Origin of the sequence: Chitinophaga sp. (assembly GCF_036566945.1) — a bacterium.
Taxonomy (GTDB): domain Bacteria; phylum Bacteroidota; class Bacteroidia; order Chitinophagales; family Chitinophagaceae; genus Chitinophaga.
The window spans coordinates 1-17256 of the sequence record NZ_DATCVJ010000748.1 but is presented as its reverse complement, the minus strand read 5'-3'; the positions used below and the strand labels follow the sequence as shown (position 1 = coordinate 17256).

Here is a 17256-nt window from a genome sequence, read left to right as displayed (position 1 = left end):
GAATCCTATCTATATAAAACAGACTTCCATTTTCATAAAAGAAAAATACTGGAATCAGAAAGTCCAATCACCTGCCGCACCCTGAATATGTCCGAATCACCCCCTAAGAAAGTCCATTTCACACCACCATACTGCCTAATTAAGACTGTATCTTTGGTAAAACAGCACGAAAGTGATTAAACCAGCGATTATGAAGGAGACCGATTTTACAACAACCGTTCTGGTAGACCAATCTCCCAAAGAAGTATTCGATGCCATTAATAATGTTCGGGGTTGGTGGCAGGGAGAAATTAATGGCAACACCCACCAACTCAATGAGGAGTTTACCTATCGTATGGGGGATCTCCATTTGTCAAAACAAAAGGTAGTTGAAATCATTCCCGACAAAAAGGTGGTATGGCTGATCACTGAAAGCAACATAAATTTTGTTGCGCATAAAGAGGAATGGCTGAACACAAAAATTGTTTTTGACATTTCTACAGCGGGAGAAAAAACCAAATTAACTTTCACGCATCATGGACTGACACCGGCGATCGAATGTTATAATGGTTGCTCGGGAGCCTGGGGCCAGCTGATAGAAAAAAGTTTATTTAGCCTGATTACAACAGGCAAAGGAGTGGATATATTCTAAAAACACGATCGTCATGAACCATTACGAAACGTTTTACCAATTACACCATCAGCATACACCGCTGATGCTTGCGAATGCATGGAATGTAAAGAGTGCGCAAATAATCGAACAAAATGCATATGATGCCATTGGCACTTCAAGCGGTGCTATTGCCAACTCTTTAGGATATGAGGATGGAGAAAAGATACCATTCAGCGAACTGCTGTATATGATACAAAGGATCAAAGCAAGTACAAATATTCCGTTATCAGTTGATTTGGAAAGAGGATATACGGATAATCTGAAAGAGCTGACAGAAAACATCCAGCAACTTATGGATATAGGCGTAGCTGGGATCAATCTGGAAGATTCGCAGGGGGAAGAAATTTATTTAAAGAAACTCTATGCCATTAAAAACCATTTGAAAAAAAGCAACCAGCAACTTTTCATCAATGCAAGAACAGACGGTTTTCTTTTGAAAGTGGATGCTCCACTGGAAACAACGATAAGAAGAGCCAAATTATACCAGGATGCGGGAGCGGATGGCTTGTTTGTTACGGCTATTTCAGATGCGGATACTATCCGGAAAATCGCTTCATCTACTACCCTTCCTTTAAATGTGGTGGGTTCTCCCAAACTTTCGTCTATACAAACCTTGTCTGAATATGGCGTCCGGAGAATCAGTATGGTAGTTTTTTTATACAGAGCTTCTTACAATCAGTTAGATAGATTGGTGAAAGACGTGAAGGCGCAGCAATCATTCGAGCCACTGTTTTAATTACCTTTGCCCGTATAACAGAAAAAAACGGTGCCCAAAAAAAACGAAAATATTCGGGTGAATACGATGGCAGACCATTACGAGGTAGGTATTGCCATTGATAGATTACAGCTAAGTAAATCGGAAGAAGCGGCTTTAAACGCTACAGACGAAGCAAAATTAGCACACAGAGAGGATCGCCATTCTTTCTTTTTGCTGGAAAGCGGAACCGTTATCATTGAAATTGATTTTCAAAAAGTGGAAATTAAATCCCCGTCCGTTGTGTACATGCATCCGGACCAGGTACATCGTATCCTCAGACTTAAAAATATGACGGTTACCAGTTGGGCGATTAATAATGAAAGCCTGCATCCGGAATACCTGAAATTGCTGGAAAGTCTTACCCCAGCGAAACCCTTAATGTTGGACCGGGAAACATTTTCCATCATTTCAGCAGCGGCAGCACTTTGTATGAAATTTTCCGATCGTAAAAGTGAAAAACTCTATCCTTCCATACTAAAAGATAGTTGCAACGCCCTGGTGGCATTGGTTATTTCACAATATCTGGCATCTGCTACGTCCATCAATAAAATCTCCCGATATAAACTCATAGCAGATGCCTTTAAATCAGCACTGGAAAGCAATTTCACCAACATTAAAAGTCCGGCTGCCTATGCGCAGCAATTAAACATATCCCCTCCTTATTTGAACGAATGCGTCAAAAACGCCACTGGCTACTCCGTTTCTCACCACATTCAGCAACGTATTATTTTAGAAGCAAAACGTTTACTCTATCATTCCAATAAATCTATCAAAGAAATTTCTGCTGCTTTAGGCTACGATGACTATCCCTATTTCTCAAAGTTTTTTACTAAAACTACCGGCATGAGCCCATTGGCATTTCGGAATAAAAACCTCGAATAATACAATACCTGCTTTGTATTTGACATTGTTTACCCTGACAATACCGTGTTCCTTTGCATCATGGAATCATTAACAGAAAAACACGTACTCGTTTCGGGCGCAAGTTTTGCAGGCCTTTCAACAGCTTACTGGATGAGCCAATCAGGCTATAAAATCACCGTAATTGAAATTGCGCCGGCACTCAAAAAAGGTGGCACACCCGTCAACATCATGGGAAACACCATTGACATCGTGAAACGGATGGGATTACTCGGGCAAATTCAGGCCAAGAGAATAACCATGGAATTGATGGAATTTAAAAATGCGGAGGATGGCAATGAAAGATCGATATCTATGCAACAGGAGAATGATGAATATGAAATCGAACGGGATGTATTGCTCCAGATGATATTCGAAGCCGTGAAAGATAACGTGGAATTTATTTTCGGCGATAGCATCACCTCATTAAAGGAAGCAGGTGACCAGGTAAATGTAGCTTTCAAAAGTGGCTCCAATCGCTTATTTGACCTGGTATTCGGCTGCGATGGCATACATTCAGCTGTCAGAAAATATTGGTTTGGCGAGGAAGCCCAATTTTCTCATTTCCTTAAAACTTATTTCTCCATCACGATCGTAAATAAATTATTGATCCGGGAGAATACCACACAAATGTATAATGAGCCTGGGAAGATGATCATGCTGAATGCCTACAACAATAAAACCGATATCGTCCTCTGCTTTTTTTCAGAGAAAGAAATCTCTTATGATTACCGAAACGAAGCAATGCAGCGGAATATAATTTTGAATCAATTTTCCCGAACCGGCTGGCGAACACCGGAATTACTGGAAGAAGTGAAGCACTCGAAAACTTTTTACTTTGATAAGCTATGCCAAATGAAAATGCCCTCATGGACCAAGGGCAAGGTCGCATTGGTGGGGGATGCCGGCTACTGCCCTTCCCCGGCGGCAGGCAGAGGTGGCTCACTGGCTATTGATGGAGCTGCCGCCCTGGCGGATGCCTTTCAACAATACCCCGACAATGTTGAACTGGCATTCCAGGAATACAACACGCGTTTCCGGCCTTTTATTGAAGAAGTACAGGCAAGTGTTGTAAACGAGGGCCTGGAGCGGCTTATCCCGCTAACGGAAGAAGCCATTCGCATAAGGAACCAACAAACGAATATTTTTTAGCGTCTTACCCAATAAAAACGCACTTACAAAGCTGTTCTATCAACAGCTTTGTAAGTGCGCCCATGTTGTTAGTTTTATTTAATTAGGTCGTGAAAGACGTTCCACATCCTGTAACCGCTTCATGGCTTCCTGTTGCCGCAACAGGCCATAATTGATACCTCCGGAATTCAGAGAACCTCCTTCCTGGAAAGGGTACTTCATAAAGTCACCGAAGAAATCTTTTATTTTTCCCTGAATAGGAACCAGCAGCCACATTTGTTGCGCAAAGAACTTCATCGCTTCACCGCCTTGCTGCAGACCGCGTTCGTAGGGGTCCATTCGCAGGTTAGTGATCATAGCCCACGACGTAACTTCCCTGGTAGCAGTGGCAATATTACCTTCAGAGCTCACAGCAAAGCTGGTTTTCCAGTCATTCCACCTGATCGCATTTAAGTTACCACCCTGATCAAAATAATAGATCACATCTCTTGGACCTTTTTGCTCTTTACCTTCCAGGTAGGGCAGGAAATTATAACCATCCAGGTGTACTTTAAACTTCTTACCATTTGCGGTATATCCTGCAGCCATTTTCTCCTTGATGTCAGGAATACCTGCAGCAGCGCAGAGTGTAGGGAACCAGTCGATCAATGAAATGATTTCATTGCTGACAGTTCCAGGCTTGATCTTACCAGGCCAGCGAACCATCATCGGAATACGGAAACCGCCTTCCCAGGTAGTTCCCTTTTCACCATGGAACATGGTCATCGCACCATCAGGCCATAGGGCTAATTCTGCGCCGTTGTCGGTAGTGTACACAACTATTGTATTATCTGTAATTTTCAGCTCATCCAATAGATTCAGCAGTTCTCCAACCATACCATCATGTTCCACCATACCATCAGCATGAATGCCCTTTCCGGTTTTGCCCAGGGAAGCAGCTTTCAGATGCGTAAATACGTGCATGCGGGTACTATTAAACCATACAAAAAATGGCTTGTCGGCTTTAGCATTTTTGTTGATGAATGTTTTGGCGGCGCCTAAGAACTCTTCATCCACTGTTTCCATGCGTTTAACATTCAGTGGACCGGTATCTTCAATTTTTCCATCGGCAGTGGAACGTATCACACCGCGTGGCCCGTATGCTTTTCTGAACTGGGCATCTTTAGGGTAGAAGTAACCTTCTGGTTCTTCCTCTGCATTTAAATGGTAAAGGTTACCGAAGAACTCATCGAAACCGTGATTGGTAGGCAGATGCTCGTCGCGATCTCCCAGGTGATTTTTTCCAAACTGGCCGGTAGCATATCCCTGAGTTTTCATCACGTCAGCGATAGTAGGCATCCAGGTGGCAATACCATGGGGATCTCCCGGCATACCAATGGTTAACAGACCAGTACGGAAAGGTTCCTCCCCAAGGATAAAGGAGGCACGTCCGGCAGTGCAACTCTGTTGCCCATAAGAATCAGTGAAAAGGACACCTTCGTTGGCGATACGGTCGATATTGGGCGTCTGATAGCCCATCAAACCCTTTGTATAGGCGCTTATCTGGGGAACGCCAATGTCATCGCCAAAGATCACCAGGATGTTTGGCTTTTTTTGTGCCTGAACGGCACTGGAGGTTAAAGTCCCTATTAGACAAACAGTCATCAGGGCTTTAAGCTGTTTAATACAATCCAACATAGTCAGTGTTTTTGATGTGCTGCGCCTTAAACAAAAACTAATCAGATCATTATTAACCAGCAACCAGGCATAACTATCGTTCGTACAATACGAAAATCAGATCAGAGTGGTTCCTCCGGAATAATGATCTAATTGTTTATGCCTGTACACAGTTAATGAATGTTTATTATGTACACGAGTATATAACACCAATTATTTGGAAATGTTTTAGAGATAAACAATAAATTTCGAAGACCGGAGCGTCAGCGTGTCGCATTTGCCCTCATCCAAAAAGTCCCGGCACCTGCGCACCGGGACTTTTCATTTCATTATGCCTGCTGATCAAAGCAGGCTATAACCCTTGGATTTAATCACAGATAGCATTTCCCGTATATGCGATACGGTAGTAACAGGGTTCAGAATGGTAAACTTCAGGTAGAAATTATTCTCCACTTTGGTACTGGCTACAATACATACCCCTTCGAAGAAAAGGGCTTGTTTAATCCGGAGATTCAGGGCCGACAAGTCTGTTTTAATACCGGCCGGCCTGAAACGAAATACCAGCACGCCCAGATCTGAACTGCTGAGCAGCTCAAACTCCGGGTCCTGCTGCAGCAAGGCGGCGGTAGCTGCGGCGGTGTCTATCATCATGTCCGTATATAGGCCGAGTGTATGTTTTCCCATCAGCCGCAGTGTACACCAGAGTTTCAACGCGTCAAAGCGGCGGGTACTCTGGGTAATTGATTTATTGATCTGTGCAGGTAATTCGTCGTAGTCCTGATCTTCCGGATTCAGATAATCCGCATGATGCCGGACCAGTTGCAGCGTGGACTTATCTTTCACAAGAAAGGCGCTGCTGCTGATTGGCTGGAAGAAAGACTTATGGTAGTCGATAGTAACAGAATCCGCCCGTTCTATTCCTTTCAGCAGGTGGCGGTATTTGTTGGATAGCAGCAGACCGCAGCCATAGGCGGCATCTACATGCATCCATAACTGATACGCAGCCGCAATGTCGGCAATAGGTTGCAAGGGGTCTATATTACCTAAATCGGTAGTACCCGCGGTGGCTACAATCGCAATGGGAATATTTCCCTGTCTCAACTGCTCATCCACAGCGGCTTTAAGTGCGGCGGCGTCCATACGGAAACGGCTATCTGTCTTTACTTTTACAATCGCCTGCTCCCCCATTCCCAATAGCCACGCATTTTTCTGGTTGCTGAAATGGGCCTTGTCGGAAACAAATATCCTGAAACGGAGTGCCTGCAGGTAAGCCATCCGAAGTAAGTACTTTACCTTTTATAGCAGATAAAATATCTTCCGCCATGAGCTGATTGCCAATCGCAAACAGAAGTATAAAGAGGACGGATAGTGCCTTTACCGGAATACGCAAATAGAATTGCTTCATAGTCTAATGAGCTTTTAGCATGCAAATGTAGCCGCTGCCCAAAGGACAAGCGCACGCTATCGGGAATTTGATTTTCGCAATCGGGAAAAATTTTAGCTGGTCGCAATCACCCCGTTAAACTGTCGTATTTACCCACTATCAAAACAAAATTTTCAGCCCATCTTTGTAGTGTTGCTTTTAACAGGTAAAATAATTAATGAAACAAGTGGAGCAGCGACCACTGTAAAAACGGGCGAAACCGAAAAGCCAGACGAGTAGGAATCCTAAAAATGATGTTATGTCAGACAACAAAGTTTCATTGCACCGGGTTCTTAAAACTTCTCCGGAAAAAGTATACCGGGCCTTCACGGAAGCTGTAGCCATTGCTTCCTGGTTACCTCCTTATGGTTTTCTTTGCACTGTTCATGAAATGGATGTGAAGACAGGCGGCGCTTTTAAAATGTCGTTTCACAACTTCACTACTGGCCATAGTCATTCCTTCGGTGGAAAATATGTGGAGCTTAAGCCTAATGAGTTTCTGCAATACACCGATAAATTCGACGACCCTAATCTTCCGGGTGAAATGGTTACTACCGTTTGGCTTCGGAAAACGATCGCAGGTACAGAAGTAAAAATTACACAGGAAGGTATTCCGGCTATGATACCCGTAGAAATGTGTTATTTAGGCTGGCAGGAGTCGCTGGAAAAATTGACTAAGCTCGTTGAGCCGGAAATACCAGACGCCTGATTCCGCAAAAATCTATATACTTGAAAAAAGCCATCAGGATTAATTTCCCTGCAGGCTTTTTTTATTGTCAAAGAAACAATAAATATATTGGTCAACCAGGGCTACTTAGAAATGAAACCTACCTCCTACTACCATGAATTTGGATGATGACCTCACTGTTTTACAAAAAATATTTACGCTGAGTTTTCTATAAAAGTATCCTTCATAAACTAAAACAATGTATTTTAGGTCGGCGGGAATACGCCCATTTCATATTAATTCATCAAAATTATTACAATCGATTGCGTGATAGACTCATCACATCATATAAATGAGGAGCCTGTTGCTGTGCTGCAGCGAATCGGGAATGGGGATGAACAGGCATTTCGCCGGTTGTTTCAATACTATTCCCCCCGGCTTAACCAGTTTGCCTATTCCATTGTTAAAGTAAAAGAAGCGGCGGCGGAAATAGTGGATGATGTATTTATCCGGTTTTGGAAACAGCGGGAAAAGGCGACGGCTATTTCAAATATTCGTGTATACCTCTACGTGGCCGTAAAGAATGGTGCACTCAATTACCTTTCCTCCAAAGCGCACCGCCAAATAACGGAACCTTTCAATCATATTGATATTGCGCTCAGCCGCGATCAGGCGCCGGACGAGAAAATGATGAGCGCTGAGCTGTTGAATAAGATTACTGCTGCGGTGGAATCCCTCCCTCCCAGGTGCAAGATGATTTTTAAACTGGTAAGGGAAGACGGGCTCCGGTACCAGGACGTTGCCGAAATCCTCCATCTCTCCATTAATACGGTAGATGCCCAGATGGTCATTGCTGTGAAGCGTATCTCCGAAAAAGTACAGCCCCACTTTACGGCTTTCCCCAAAAAGCAGCTCAAAAAATAATTTATTTATTTTTTAGGGTCATCTCTTTATTTCCTTGTCTTTATGACTAACCAAGGTCCAATGCATAACGAACGGATGGCACAGCTGATGGCCAGAAAATTATCCGGAGAAGCATCTCCCGAAGAAATAAAGGAACTGGATTCGCTATTACAGGAGCATCCGGCAGATGCCCTGTTTCTATCACTCCTGGCTGATTACTGGTCCACGCCCATTAAGCCTCTGGCAGAAGAAGCCGAAGACCCGGAAGCGCACTTCCGGCATGTATTGGAGGCAGCAGCCGACCAAATGCCTGAAGACCCATTTTCCGATAGTCGTCCACGTTATCATATACGGCGCTTCCTTACCATGGCCGCAGCCCTTACAGGACTGCTGGTACTTTCCTGGTGGGGGGTGAAGCAATTCCGACGCCCGCATCAAGCGCCCATGGCTGCGCGTATAGAAACCATCGCCAAGCCCGGCGCCAAGTCCAGGTTGTTACTGCCCGACGGGAGTATTGTATGGCTCAATTCGGGAAGCAGGATCAGTTATCCCGCCAACTTCACAGATTCCATCCGGGAAATAGAACTGGAGGGAGAAGCCTACTTTGATGTGGCGAAAGATCCGGGGCGTCCTTTTATGGTTCGTACCCGCGACCTGAACGTAAGGGTACTGGGTACCGCTTTCAATGTGAAATGCTACCCGAAAGATCATAAAACAGAAGCCACGCTGATCAGGGGACTGATACAGGTATCGGGAACCGGTGATAATCAGCAGCAGGTACTATTGCTTCATCCACACGAAAAAGTGGTGATAGACCGGCTGCCGGAAAACGTGTCCGATCAGACCAACAACACTGCACCACTAGCTGCTGCCAATAATATGACGGTTAAATATCTTAAAAAGAATGCCGCAGATACCGCCATGGTAGAAACAGCATGGGTGTATAACAAACTGGTTTTTGACGGTGAAAATTTCAGGGAGATGTCTGATGAAATGGAAAGATGGTTCAATGTAAAAATAGTCTTTAATGACGCCACTGTGGCCGGATACCGATTTCACGCAAAATTTGAAAATGAAAATATCCACGATGTATTGTCAGCGCTCCGGCTGTCGCTTCCTTTCACGTTTAAAATCGAAAATAATGAAGTAAATATTTACAAATAGCAGCAAAAAAAATCGGGAAATGCGCAAACATTCCCCGATAAAGTCTAATGTATCAGAAACCTCCGATCGGGAAAATCAACGGGTTTCTTCTTCTTAAACCATAAATACAAAGTTATGAAAAAAAACGTACCCCCTTCCAGCGGGGTGATGACACCTCGTGTGCTTAAATTCCTTCTATGTATGAAGCTTTCTATGCTACTCATCTTTCTTACTGCTTCCCAGGTCAGCGCTACAAAACTATTCAGCCAGAACATCACTGCCAGCTTTGAACAGGTGGAGCTACGTACTATTCTGACGGCCATTGAGAAGAAGGCGAAAGTTCGTTTTTTATATAATTATGATCTCTCCTGTTTAACCAGGAAAGTAGACTTCTCCGTTAAAAACGCCAAGGTCTCCGATGCGCTCAACAAATTGCTGGAGAATTCCGGACTACACTACCAGGAGATGGAAAATAACCTGATCGTTATTTCATCTGAAAAAACAGGAGAAGTGGAACACGCCACCAGGGCCACGGTGAGCGGGGTGGTAACTGACAACAATAATCAGCCGCTGCCGGGTGTGAGCGTCAACGTCAAAGGCACCTCCATCGGCACGGCTACCAATGCGGAAGGGCGTTATACACTCAATATCCGGTCTGCCAATGATACCTTGTTATTTAGCTACATCGGTTTTGCGCCACAGCAGCTGCCACTCGCTGGCAGAACAACGCTTAATGTGGTATTGCTGGCTGTTTCCAGTAACCTCAACGATGTGGTCGTAGTGGGATACGGCACGCAAAAGAAACAAAATGTAACCGGCGCTATTGCTTCTGTTCCCATGCAGCAAATCCATGATATGCCTGTATCGAATGTGGCCAGTGCCTTGCAGGGTAAAATAGCCGGTGTGGTGGTGCAACAAAATTCCGGCAGTCCCGGCAAAACACCTGCCATCAAAGTAAGAGGTTTCGGTTCCATCACGGCAGGAACCAGTCCGTTGATCGTGGTCGACGGCAACATCGTATCAGCGGGCGTTTTCGGCTTATTTGATGCAGAAGAAATTGATAAGATAGATGTACTGAAAGATGCATCTTCCGCGGCGATCTACGGCTCCCGTGGTTCTAATGGCGTAATCCTCGTGACCACCAAAAGAGGCCGCCCCGGCAAAACAAACATCGGCCTGAATGTATATACCGGTTTTCAACAGGTGACTAAAAAACTGGATGTGCTGAGTTCTCAGGAATATGCCGCATTTGCGAAAGATGCCGCTAACAATGCCTACCTCGACAATGTACCCGGTGCACAGATCTCAGACCCCAACAGCGCGCGCCCTTCTAATTACCTGCGGTATCGTTATCCCCGCGGTGATTTGTTTGACTGGTTTAATTTCGATGACCCGGCAAAAGTGGCCGCACTCCCGGACTACAACTACCAGGACCGCATCTTCCGTACCGCCCCTGTCAGCAATTACCAGTTCTCTGCCACCGGTGGTTCTGAAAATGTGCAATACGCCATCAGCGCAGGGTATATGACACAGGATGGCATTATCAAAAAATCAACGATGGATCGTTATACCCTGCGGGCAAACGTAGACATTCAAGCCGCCCCGAAGCTCACTATTGGCGTGAACATTAATCCATCTTACAAAAAAACACAGGAAGTAAAATCCGACGGGCACTGGGCTGACAACGGTATTATCAATGCCGCACTCAATACCATACCCATGGCGCCTATCTACAGTGCCGATGGCAGCTATTCTTCCATGACTGCCCTCGCCGCACCGTATAATCTGCCGGGCATCACCAATCCTGTGGCCAATATTACCGAATACAACAGCCCATACCAGGAAACAAACCTGCTATCAAATGCCTACGCAGAATACAGGTTTCTTCCTAATCTCAAATACAGGGTATCCGGCAACGCCAATATTTATCAGAACAGAAGAAATGCCTACACCACGTCAAAGATGCCACTGAACCAACTGTTACCGCCTACGGCTGCTGTGGGAAGGGCGTTTTCAGAACAGGGCGTGAGCTGGCTGGTGAACCAGGTACTGAGCTATAATGTAAGCTTCAAAGAAGTACACAACCTGGAAGTACTGGCCGGAACGGAATCCAACAAACTGCAATATCAATCTTCCGAGGAAACAGGTAACACGTTCGCCAACGATATTGTGCAAACGCTGAATGCAGCCGGACAACCAGCATCCGTGACTTCCCAGATGACGGAAAATGCCACGGTATCTTACTTTGCCAGGATAGACTATAACTATAAAACAAAATACCTCCTGAAATTATCGGTGCGCCGGGACGGGTCTTCCGTGTTCGGCCCAGATACCAGGTTTGGTACTTTCCCCGCAGTATCTGGCGGCTGGCGGGTAACAGAAGAACCCTTCATGAAAAACCTGCCACTGTTGTCTGAGCTGAAACTGCGCGTCAGTTATGGTCTTTCCGGAAACAATGCATCCAGTAACCCCTACCCTTACGTAGGAAATGTAGGTGGCGCCAACTATAGCTTCTACAATAACATCGTTACCGGTCTTGCTATCAGCTCACTCGGCAATCCCGCGCTGAGCTGGGAACGTAATCAGCAACTGGATCTGGGTGTGGATATCGGCCTGTTAAAAAACAGGATTGCTCTCACGGTTGACTATTACGACCGTACCACCAAAGACCTCTTACTGTCCGTTAATGTGCCCACCCTCACCGGGTTTTCGACTGCTATAAAAAATATCGGCAGGATGAGCAACAAGGGTTTCGAATTTGGTGTGACCAGTTACAACTTTACCGGTGCGTTCACCTGGACCACCAATGCGAACCTTTCTTTCAACCGGAACAAAGTACTGGCGCTCGGGCCCACAGGTGACCCTATTTTGAGTGGTAGCGGTGTGGGAGAAACAAATATTACCATGATAGGCGAGCCTATAGGTAGCTTTTACGGATACAAGCAACTGGGTATCTTCAAAGATGCTGCTGACCTGCATTCCAATCCACATGATAATACTACCAAACCCGGAGATGTGAAATATGAAGATGTAAACGGCGATGGTATCATTGATGCGAAAGACAGGACCCTCATTGGTAATAACCAACCTGATTTCATCTATGGTATGAACAACACCTTCTCCTATAAAAATATTGACCTGGCTATTTCCATCCAGGGCACACAGGGAGGTCAGATCCTTAACCTGAGCCGTCGCTTCTTTGATAACCTGGAAGGCGGAGGTAACAACCTGGCTTTGGTGCTCGATCGCTGGCGTTCTCCGGAAAATCCTGGTAATGGTAAAGAACCAAGAGCCAATGCGCGTACCAGCGGTAATAACAATGCCGTTTCTTCCCGCTGGGTGGAAAGCGGTTCTTACCTGCGCATCCAGAATATAAGCCTGGGTTACAGATTGCCAAAAGCTGTTACCGATCGTCTGAAGCTACAACGCATACGGATATACGCTTCTGCACAGAACCTTTACACCTGGAGCAAATACCTGAACTACAATCCGGAAGTAAGTAATTATGAAGGACCGCTTACAGGTGGCGTTGACTACGGCAGTTATCCGCTGTCAAGAACCGTGACTTTTGGTATCAACGTTGGTTTCTAATATATGCTTTAAACAAAAAAATTGACGTCTCATGAAATTCAATCATCGCACTATATACAAGACCGCATTAGTTGTGCTATTGTTGTCTTCCTGCGGCAAAGGTTTTATAGACCTGAAGCCCATATCTTCCGTGACTACCGATAATTTTTACCAGACGGCGGAAGACTTTAAAAACGCGGTCAACGGTGCTTATAACGCACTCCGGACGGGTGGCACTTACGGCGTTGACAGCTACATTTTCGGAGAAATCAGGTCTGATAATTCTGTGGCAGTAGCTTCCGGTTCCGTAACAGACCAGGACGAATTCGACCGCTTTTATATTCGCACCACCAATCCGTATATCAATAACCGCTGGAGCAACAGCTATACAGCTATCGGGCGCTGCAACGCAATTCTGGGACGTATTGACCCCATTGCCATCGACGATGCGCTGAAGGCAAGGTATATTGCAGAAGCGAAATTTCTCCGCGCCCTCTTTTATTTTAACCTTGTGCGCACCTTTGGAGATGTGCCGCTGGTGTTAAAAGAAATCACCAATCCGGATGATGGTTATGCATACGGAAGAAACCCCAAAGAAGAAGTATATGCACAAATAGAAAAAGACCTCACAGAGGCGGCGGCAGCACTGCCGGTTTCCTATACCGGCGCAGATGCTGGTCGTGCTACACAAGGCGCTGCCAAAGCGATGCTTGGCCGCGTGTTGCTAACGCAAAAGAAATATGCACCGGCTGCCCAGCAACTGAAGGCAGTGATAGACGGAAACCAATATGCGCTGGTGCCGGTGTATGCAGATTTTTTCAAGGTGAGTAACAAAAATAATAAAGAAGCCATCTTTGATGTGCAATATAAATCCGGTGGTATCGGCCAGGGAAATTCATGGCCTAATTCATTTGCGCCGCAAAACTCCGGGAATATTGTCATCATGTTTGGTGGTGGCGGAAATAATATGCCTACCGACGACCTGGTGAATGAATACGAAGCAGGTGATCTCCGTAAAGCGACCACGGTGGCCACTTCCTACGTGAATGCCGGTGGCAGTACCATTCCCGGCAACTTCGTTAAAAAATATTTTGATGTGCCAGCCATTGCCAATGATAATGGAAATAATATCCCTATTATCCGTTATGCAGATGTGATACTGATGTATGCAGAATGTTTAAACGAAGCAGGATACGTGGCCGATGGAGATGCCTTTACGTATCTTAACAACGTGCGTTTCCGCGCCGGACTCGGCCACCTCACCGCCGCACAGGTGCCCAGCCAGGCCGCCTTCCGGCTCGCTATGGAACATGAAAGAAGAATGGAATTTGCTTTTGAAAACCTGCGCTGGTATGATCTCGTAAGAACAGATCGCGCTATCCCCGTGATCAATGGAAAATCTACCCAGATCAACCTGGTAAATCCGGTGACACAGCAGAACCTCGTGTTCCCTATCCCGCAAAGCCAGATCGATATCAATAAAACAAAGATCACACAAAACGAAGGTTCTAACTAAACATAAATGGCTATATACTCCGGGAGTATATAGCCATTTTTCTAACCAGCAGCGATGAAAATAATAAAAGGATTTGCTTTATGCGTGGCGTTGTTCCACACAGTTCATAGTTCCGCGCAGGTGCAGCTTGATACGGCAAAACTCAATGCCACCCATGATCTCTCGTTACCCGCCTGGGGCCCTTATTCCAAACAATATGCAGGCATCTCCCATATTCCTGATATTACCACAGGTATGCGATTCGACTTTTCAGTACTACCCGGTTATTACCGCAATAAAATCCTGATACCGAATGTGCGGTTTGAATCTTCTTATTTTCCATGGCAGGTGAAAAATGACGGGAGTGTGATTACCTACCGGTATGAACTGGAATGGAAAGACCAGGTATACACAGATGTTACGTATACACAGATCAATGCCTCGTCTGTGCTGGTATCCATGCATTGCGTGAATAATACGGCCCTTCCGCAGCACCTTTCCCTGAACCTGGTATCCTCCGTTGCCTATCCGGAGCAATACGGTATGTATACCGTAAAATATGCGAAAGGCGCGCAATGGTATAATGCTGTAAATTATCATTCCCTCTCATTTGCCACTAACACACCTACCACCAACCTGGTGCATGACGGATGGATGCGGGGAGAAATACGCGATGCCCGGCTGATCAACGGACGCGGTATCGGAGAAGGATTTGGCAGAAACGCAGGCGATAAAATTGAGTATAACATCACCATACCTTCCGGCATTAAAAAGGGCAGCCTGCACTTTATTTATACATTAAAAAATGCGCAGGCATCGGCCGTACAACTCTCCGGGCTGACAGATCAGCGAATTGTATTCAAAGCAAGCGACTCTCTTGCAACTTTAGATATTCCGTTTGACGTCAGCAATAATAACCACCATCGTTTAACACTTACCACACTGGGAGGAGGGGATATTCAATTGAATGGATTTCTTGTTTCCACCGCCCCATCGGATGAACCACCTGCCATCGTTCCTGTTGCCTTACATAAAACACCTGTCACCGAAGAAGATCCCGATGCGCGTACCCTTTTGCTCAAATATGCTGATCTGCCGCTGTATTACGGGATCACCTGGGATCAGGAACCTTTCAAAATCCGGGAGATAAAAAATGATGAACTGGATATTTTTCTCCGGAATGAAACACATAATCACGTAGCCAAAGTGCTGAATGGAAATATGAAAGGTGACTATGCCAATATTTTTATCCGGCCGGTACAACTCGATCCCCATTCTTCTCAAACCTGTACAGCGCTCATTAGCTGCGGCACACAAACGGAAGTGCTGTCCACGCTGAAAAAGAACAGCCCTTTAAAAACAGCCTTTGCAGCGCAATTAAAAGACACCATAGCGGAAGAAAAAGGAATACTGGAAGAAGGAAAAAAATACCTGTTCAGTCAACAGCTACTGAAAAGTACCTTGCTTTCAAATGTAGTGTATCCTATCTATACACAAAACCAGTATATCAAACACTTTACGCCAGGCAAGTGGTGGAACAGCCTGTACACCTGGGATCTTGGCTTTACGGCATTGGGTCTTTCCACGGTAAATCCAACTACCGCCATGGAATGTATCAACACTTATGTAACAGCGCCGGGAAGCCAGTCTGCATTTATTCACCACGGTTCTCCCCTGCCGGTCCAGATCTATGTGTTCCTGGAGTTGTGGAATAAAACGCAGTCCAAAGCATTACTCCAATACTTTTACCCACGGCTTAAACAATATTATGAATTCCTGGCAGGTTATCGGGGTAGCAGTACCACCGACGTATTATCATCTCACCTGCTGAAAACCTGGGATTATTTCTACAATTCCGGCGGATGGGATGATTATCCACCACAGGCAGGTGTTCATCAGCAACATCTGGAAAAACAGGTAACACCGGTGGTCACCACCGCGCATATTATCCGTGTAGCAAAAATCCTGAGAATGGCTGCCAGCGCGTTGAACAAGAGCACCGATCTCAAGGAATACGACCGGGATATCAGCCGCTTTACTGCGGCCCTGCAAAACAATGCCTGGGATGCGACAAGCGGATATTACTCCTACGTGATGCATGACAGCAGCGGTCGCGCTACAGGTTTTTATAAAGACCCTGTATCCGGCGTCAATTTCAATATGGGGCTGGATGGCGCGTACCCACTTATCGCAGGGATGTGTACAGGTAGCCAACAGGATACTTTGATCAACAAAATCTTTTCGCCCCAACATATGTGGAGTCCTTCCGGTATTACAGTGGTGGACCAATCGGCTCCTTACTATCGCATAGATGGTTATTGGAATGGAGCCGTGTGGATGCCCCATCAGTGGTTTGTCTGGAAAACGATGCTGGATCTCAACAAGAGCGACCTTGCCTGGCAGGTGGCTTCCAAAGGTCTGGATGTTTATAAAAGAGAAGTAGATGCTTCTTACTATACGTTTGAGCACTTCCTGGCAGCATCCGGCAGAGGCGCCGGCTGGCATCAGTTTTCGGGTTTGTCAACACCTGTACTATCATGGTTTGCGGCGTATTATAAAACAGGCACCGTTACTCCCGGTTTTGAAATCTGGATCAATAAGCAATCATTCAGCAGTAACTATTCCTCCTATCAGGCAGATCTCTCTTTCGACGAGGCCACCACTGCACATCAACGCGCGCTGCTGGTGGTGATGAACCCGGAGTTGGAATACCAGGCCCAGTTTAATGAAAAACGGGTTATCGTTCAGCGTTTGCAAAAAGGCGTGCTACAGCTCACGCTTCCTGCTACCAATAAAAGCGGTACCCTGCATATTTTTCCTGCCAGTCATTCCCGTTAAAATGTTCAGCATATCTGTGGCAATGCTCCGCTGAAAATCCGGCAGGGGAATTATCTCCCTGCCGGAAAACAAGACAAAGAATATTGTTTAGTATATATTAACTTGTAAAGTTGGTAAACTT

Annotated in this window: 12 protein-coding genes; 10 read left to right on the top strand and 2 right to left on the bottom strand. The window is 45.6% G+C overall.

Annotation, left to right across the window (positions count from 1 at the left end):
- The first annotated feature begins 190 nt into the window (after window positions 1-190).
- The 4 genes from VIP81_RS22545 to VIP81_RS22530 all read left to right on the top strand — a co-directional run bounded on the left by VIP81_RS22545 (window position 191) and on the right by VIP81_RS22530 (window position 3461).
- Window positions 191-631, top strand: a complete 441-nt coding sequence (locus VIP81_RS22545; RefSeq protein WP_331966725.1) for an SRPBCC domain-containing protein — start codon at window positions 191-193, stop codon at window positions 629-631.
- A gap of 13 nt (window positions 632-644) precedes the next feature.
- The gene (locus VIP81_RS22540) at window positions 645-1388 is read left to right on the top strand and encodes an isocitrate lyase/phosphoenolpyruvate mutase family protein (protein ID WP_331966723.1); all 744 of its coding nucleotides are present in this window, start codon (window positions 645-647) and stop codon (window positions 1386-1388) included.
- Window positions 1389-1454: 66 nt separating this feature from the next.
- Complete coding sequence (locus VIP81_RS22535) at window positions 1455-2291, top strand: helix-turn-helix domain-containing protein (RefSeq protein WP_331966720.1); 837 nt, start codon at window positions 1455-1457, stop codon at window positions 2289-2291.
- A 60-nt stretch (window positions 2292-2351) separates the two neighbouring features.
- Entirely contained in the window at window positions 2352-3461 is a 1110-nt protein-coding gene (locus VIP81_RS22530; protein WP_331966718.1) for an FAD-dependent monooxygenase, read from the top strand.
- A gap of 78 nt (window positions 3462-3539) precedes the next feature.
- Here the strand turns inward: VIP81_RS22530 and VIP81_RS22525 are convergent, their stop codons facing one another.
- A complete protein-coding gene (locus tag VIP81_RS22525; protein WP_331966716.1) occupies window positions 3540-5117 on the bottom strand; it encodes an arylsulfatase in 1578 nt (525 codons plus the stop codon).
- Window positions 5118-5438: 321 nt separating this feature from the next.
- Complete coding sequence (locus VIP81_RS22520) at window positions 5439-6371, bottom strand: pyridoxal phosphate-dependent decarboxylase family protein (RefSeq protein WP_331966714.1); 933 nt, start codon at window positions 6369-6371, stop codon at window positions 5439-5441.
- A gap of 407 nt (window positions 6372-6778) precedes the next feature.
- Here VIP81_RS22520 and VIP81_RS22515 point away from each other — a divergent pair, with 407 nt between their 5' ends.
- The 6 genes from VIP81_RS22515 (at window position 6779) to VIP81_RS22490 (ending at window position 17135) form a co-directional block, all read left to right on the top strand.
- The gene (locus VIP81_RS22515) at window positions 6779-7228 is read left to right on the top strand and encodes an SRPBCC family protein (protein ID WP_331966712.1); all 450 of its coding nucleotides are present in this window, start codon (window positions 6779-6781) and stop codon (window positions 7226-7228) included.
- Window positions 7229-7555: 327 nt separating this feature from the next.
- Window positions 7556-8110, top strand: a complete 555-nt coding sequence (locus tag VIP81_RS22510) for an RNA polymerase sigma-70 factor (RefSeq protein ID WP_331966710.1) — start codon at window positions 7556-7558, stop codon at window positions 8108-8110.
- A 60-nt stretch (window positions 8111-8170) separates the two neighbouring features.
- Entirely contained in the window at window positions 8171-9253 is a 1083-nt protein-coding gene (locus VIP81_RS22505) for a FecR family protein (protein ID WP_331966706.1), read from the top strand.
- A 180-nt stretch (window positions 9254-9433) separates the two neighbouring features.
- Window positions 9434-12823, top strand: coding sequence for a TonB-dependent receptor (locus VIP81_RS22500; protein ID WP_331966704.1), 3390 nt, complete (start codon window positions 9434-9436; stop codon window positions 12821-12823).
- Between the two features lie 31 nt (window positions 12824-12854).
- A complete protein-coding gene (locus VIP81_RS22495; protein WP_331966702.1) occupies window positions 12855-14318 on the top strand; it encodes a RagB/SusD family nutrient uptake outer membrane protein in 1464 nt (487 codons plus the stop codon).
- A 54-nt stretch (window positions 14319-14372) separates the two neighbouring features.
- On the top strand, window positions 14373-17135 hold the full coding sequence (locus tag VIP81_RS22490; protein WP_331966700.1) for an MGH1-like glycoside hydrolase domain-containing protein: 2763 nt from the start codon (window positions 14373-14375) through the stop codon (window positions 17133-17135).
- Window positions 17136-17256 lie beyond the last annotated feature (121 nt).

Excerpts from the sequence above, each read along its gene's own strand:
- VIP81_RS22520 (WP_331966714.1), bottom strand. The coding sequence starts at position 6,371 with ATGGCTTACCTGCAGGCACTCCGTTTCAGGATATTTGTTTCCGACAAG.
- VIP81_RS22500 (WP_331966704.1), top strand. The coding sequence starts at position 9,434 with ATGAAGCTTTCTATGCTACTCATCTTTCTTACTGCTTCCCAGGTCAGC.
- VIP81_RS22495 (WP_331966702.1), top strand. The coding sequence starts at position 12,855 with ATGAAATTCAATCATCGCACTATATACAAGACCGCATTAGTTGTGCTA.
- VIP81_RS22490 (WP_331966700.1), top strand. The coding sequence starts at position 14,373 with ATGAAAATAATAAAAGGATTTGCTTTATGCGTGGCGTTGTTCCACACA.
- VIP81_RS22515 (WP_331966712.1), top strand. The coding sequence starts at position 6,779 with ATGTCAGACAACAAAGTTTCATTGCACCGGGTTCTTAAAACTTCTCCG.
- VIP81_RS22540 (WP_331966723.1), top strand. The coding sequence starts at position 645 with ATGAACCATTACGAAACGTTTTACCAATTACACCATCAGCATACACCG.
- VIP81_RS22530 (WP_331966718.1), top strand. The coding sequence starts at position 2,352 with ATGGAATCATTAACAGAAAAACACGTACTCGTTTCGGGCGCAAGTTTT.
- VIP81_RS22505 (WP_331966706.1), top strand. The coding sequence starts at position 8,171 with ATGCATAACGAACGGATGGCACAGCTGATGGCCAGAAAATTATCCGGA.
- VIP81_RS22545 (WP_331966725.1), top strand. The coding sequence starts at position 191 with ATGAAGGAGACCGATTTTACAACAACCGTTCTGGTAGACCAATCTCCC.
- VIP81_RS22525 (WP_331966716.1), bottom strand. The coding sequence starts at position 5,117 with ATGTTGGATTGTATTAAACAGCTTAAAGCCCTGATGACTGTTTGTCTA.
- VIP81_RS22535 (WP_331966720.1), top strand. The coding sequence starts at position 1,455 with ATGGCAGACCATTACGAGGTAGGTATTGCCATTGATAGATTACAGCTA.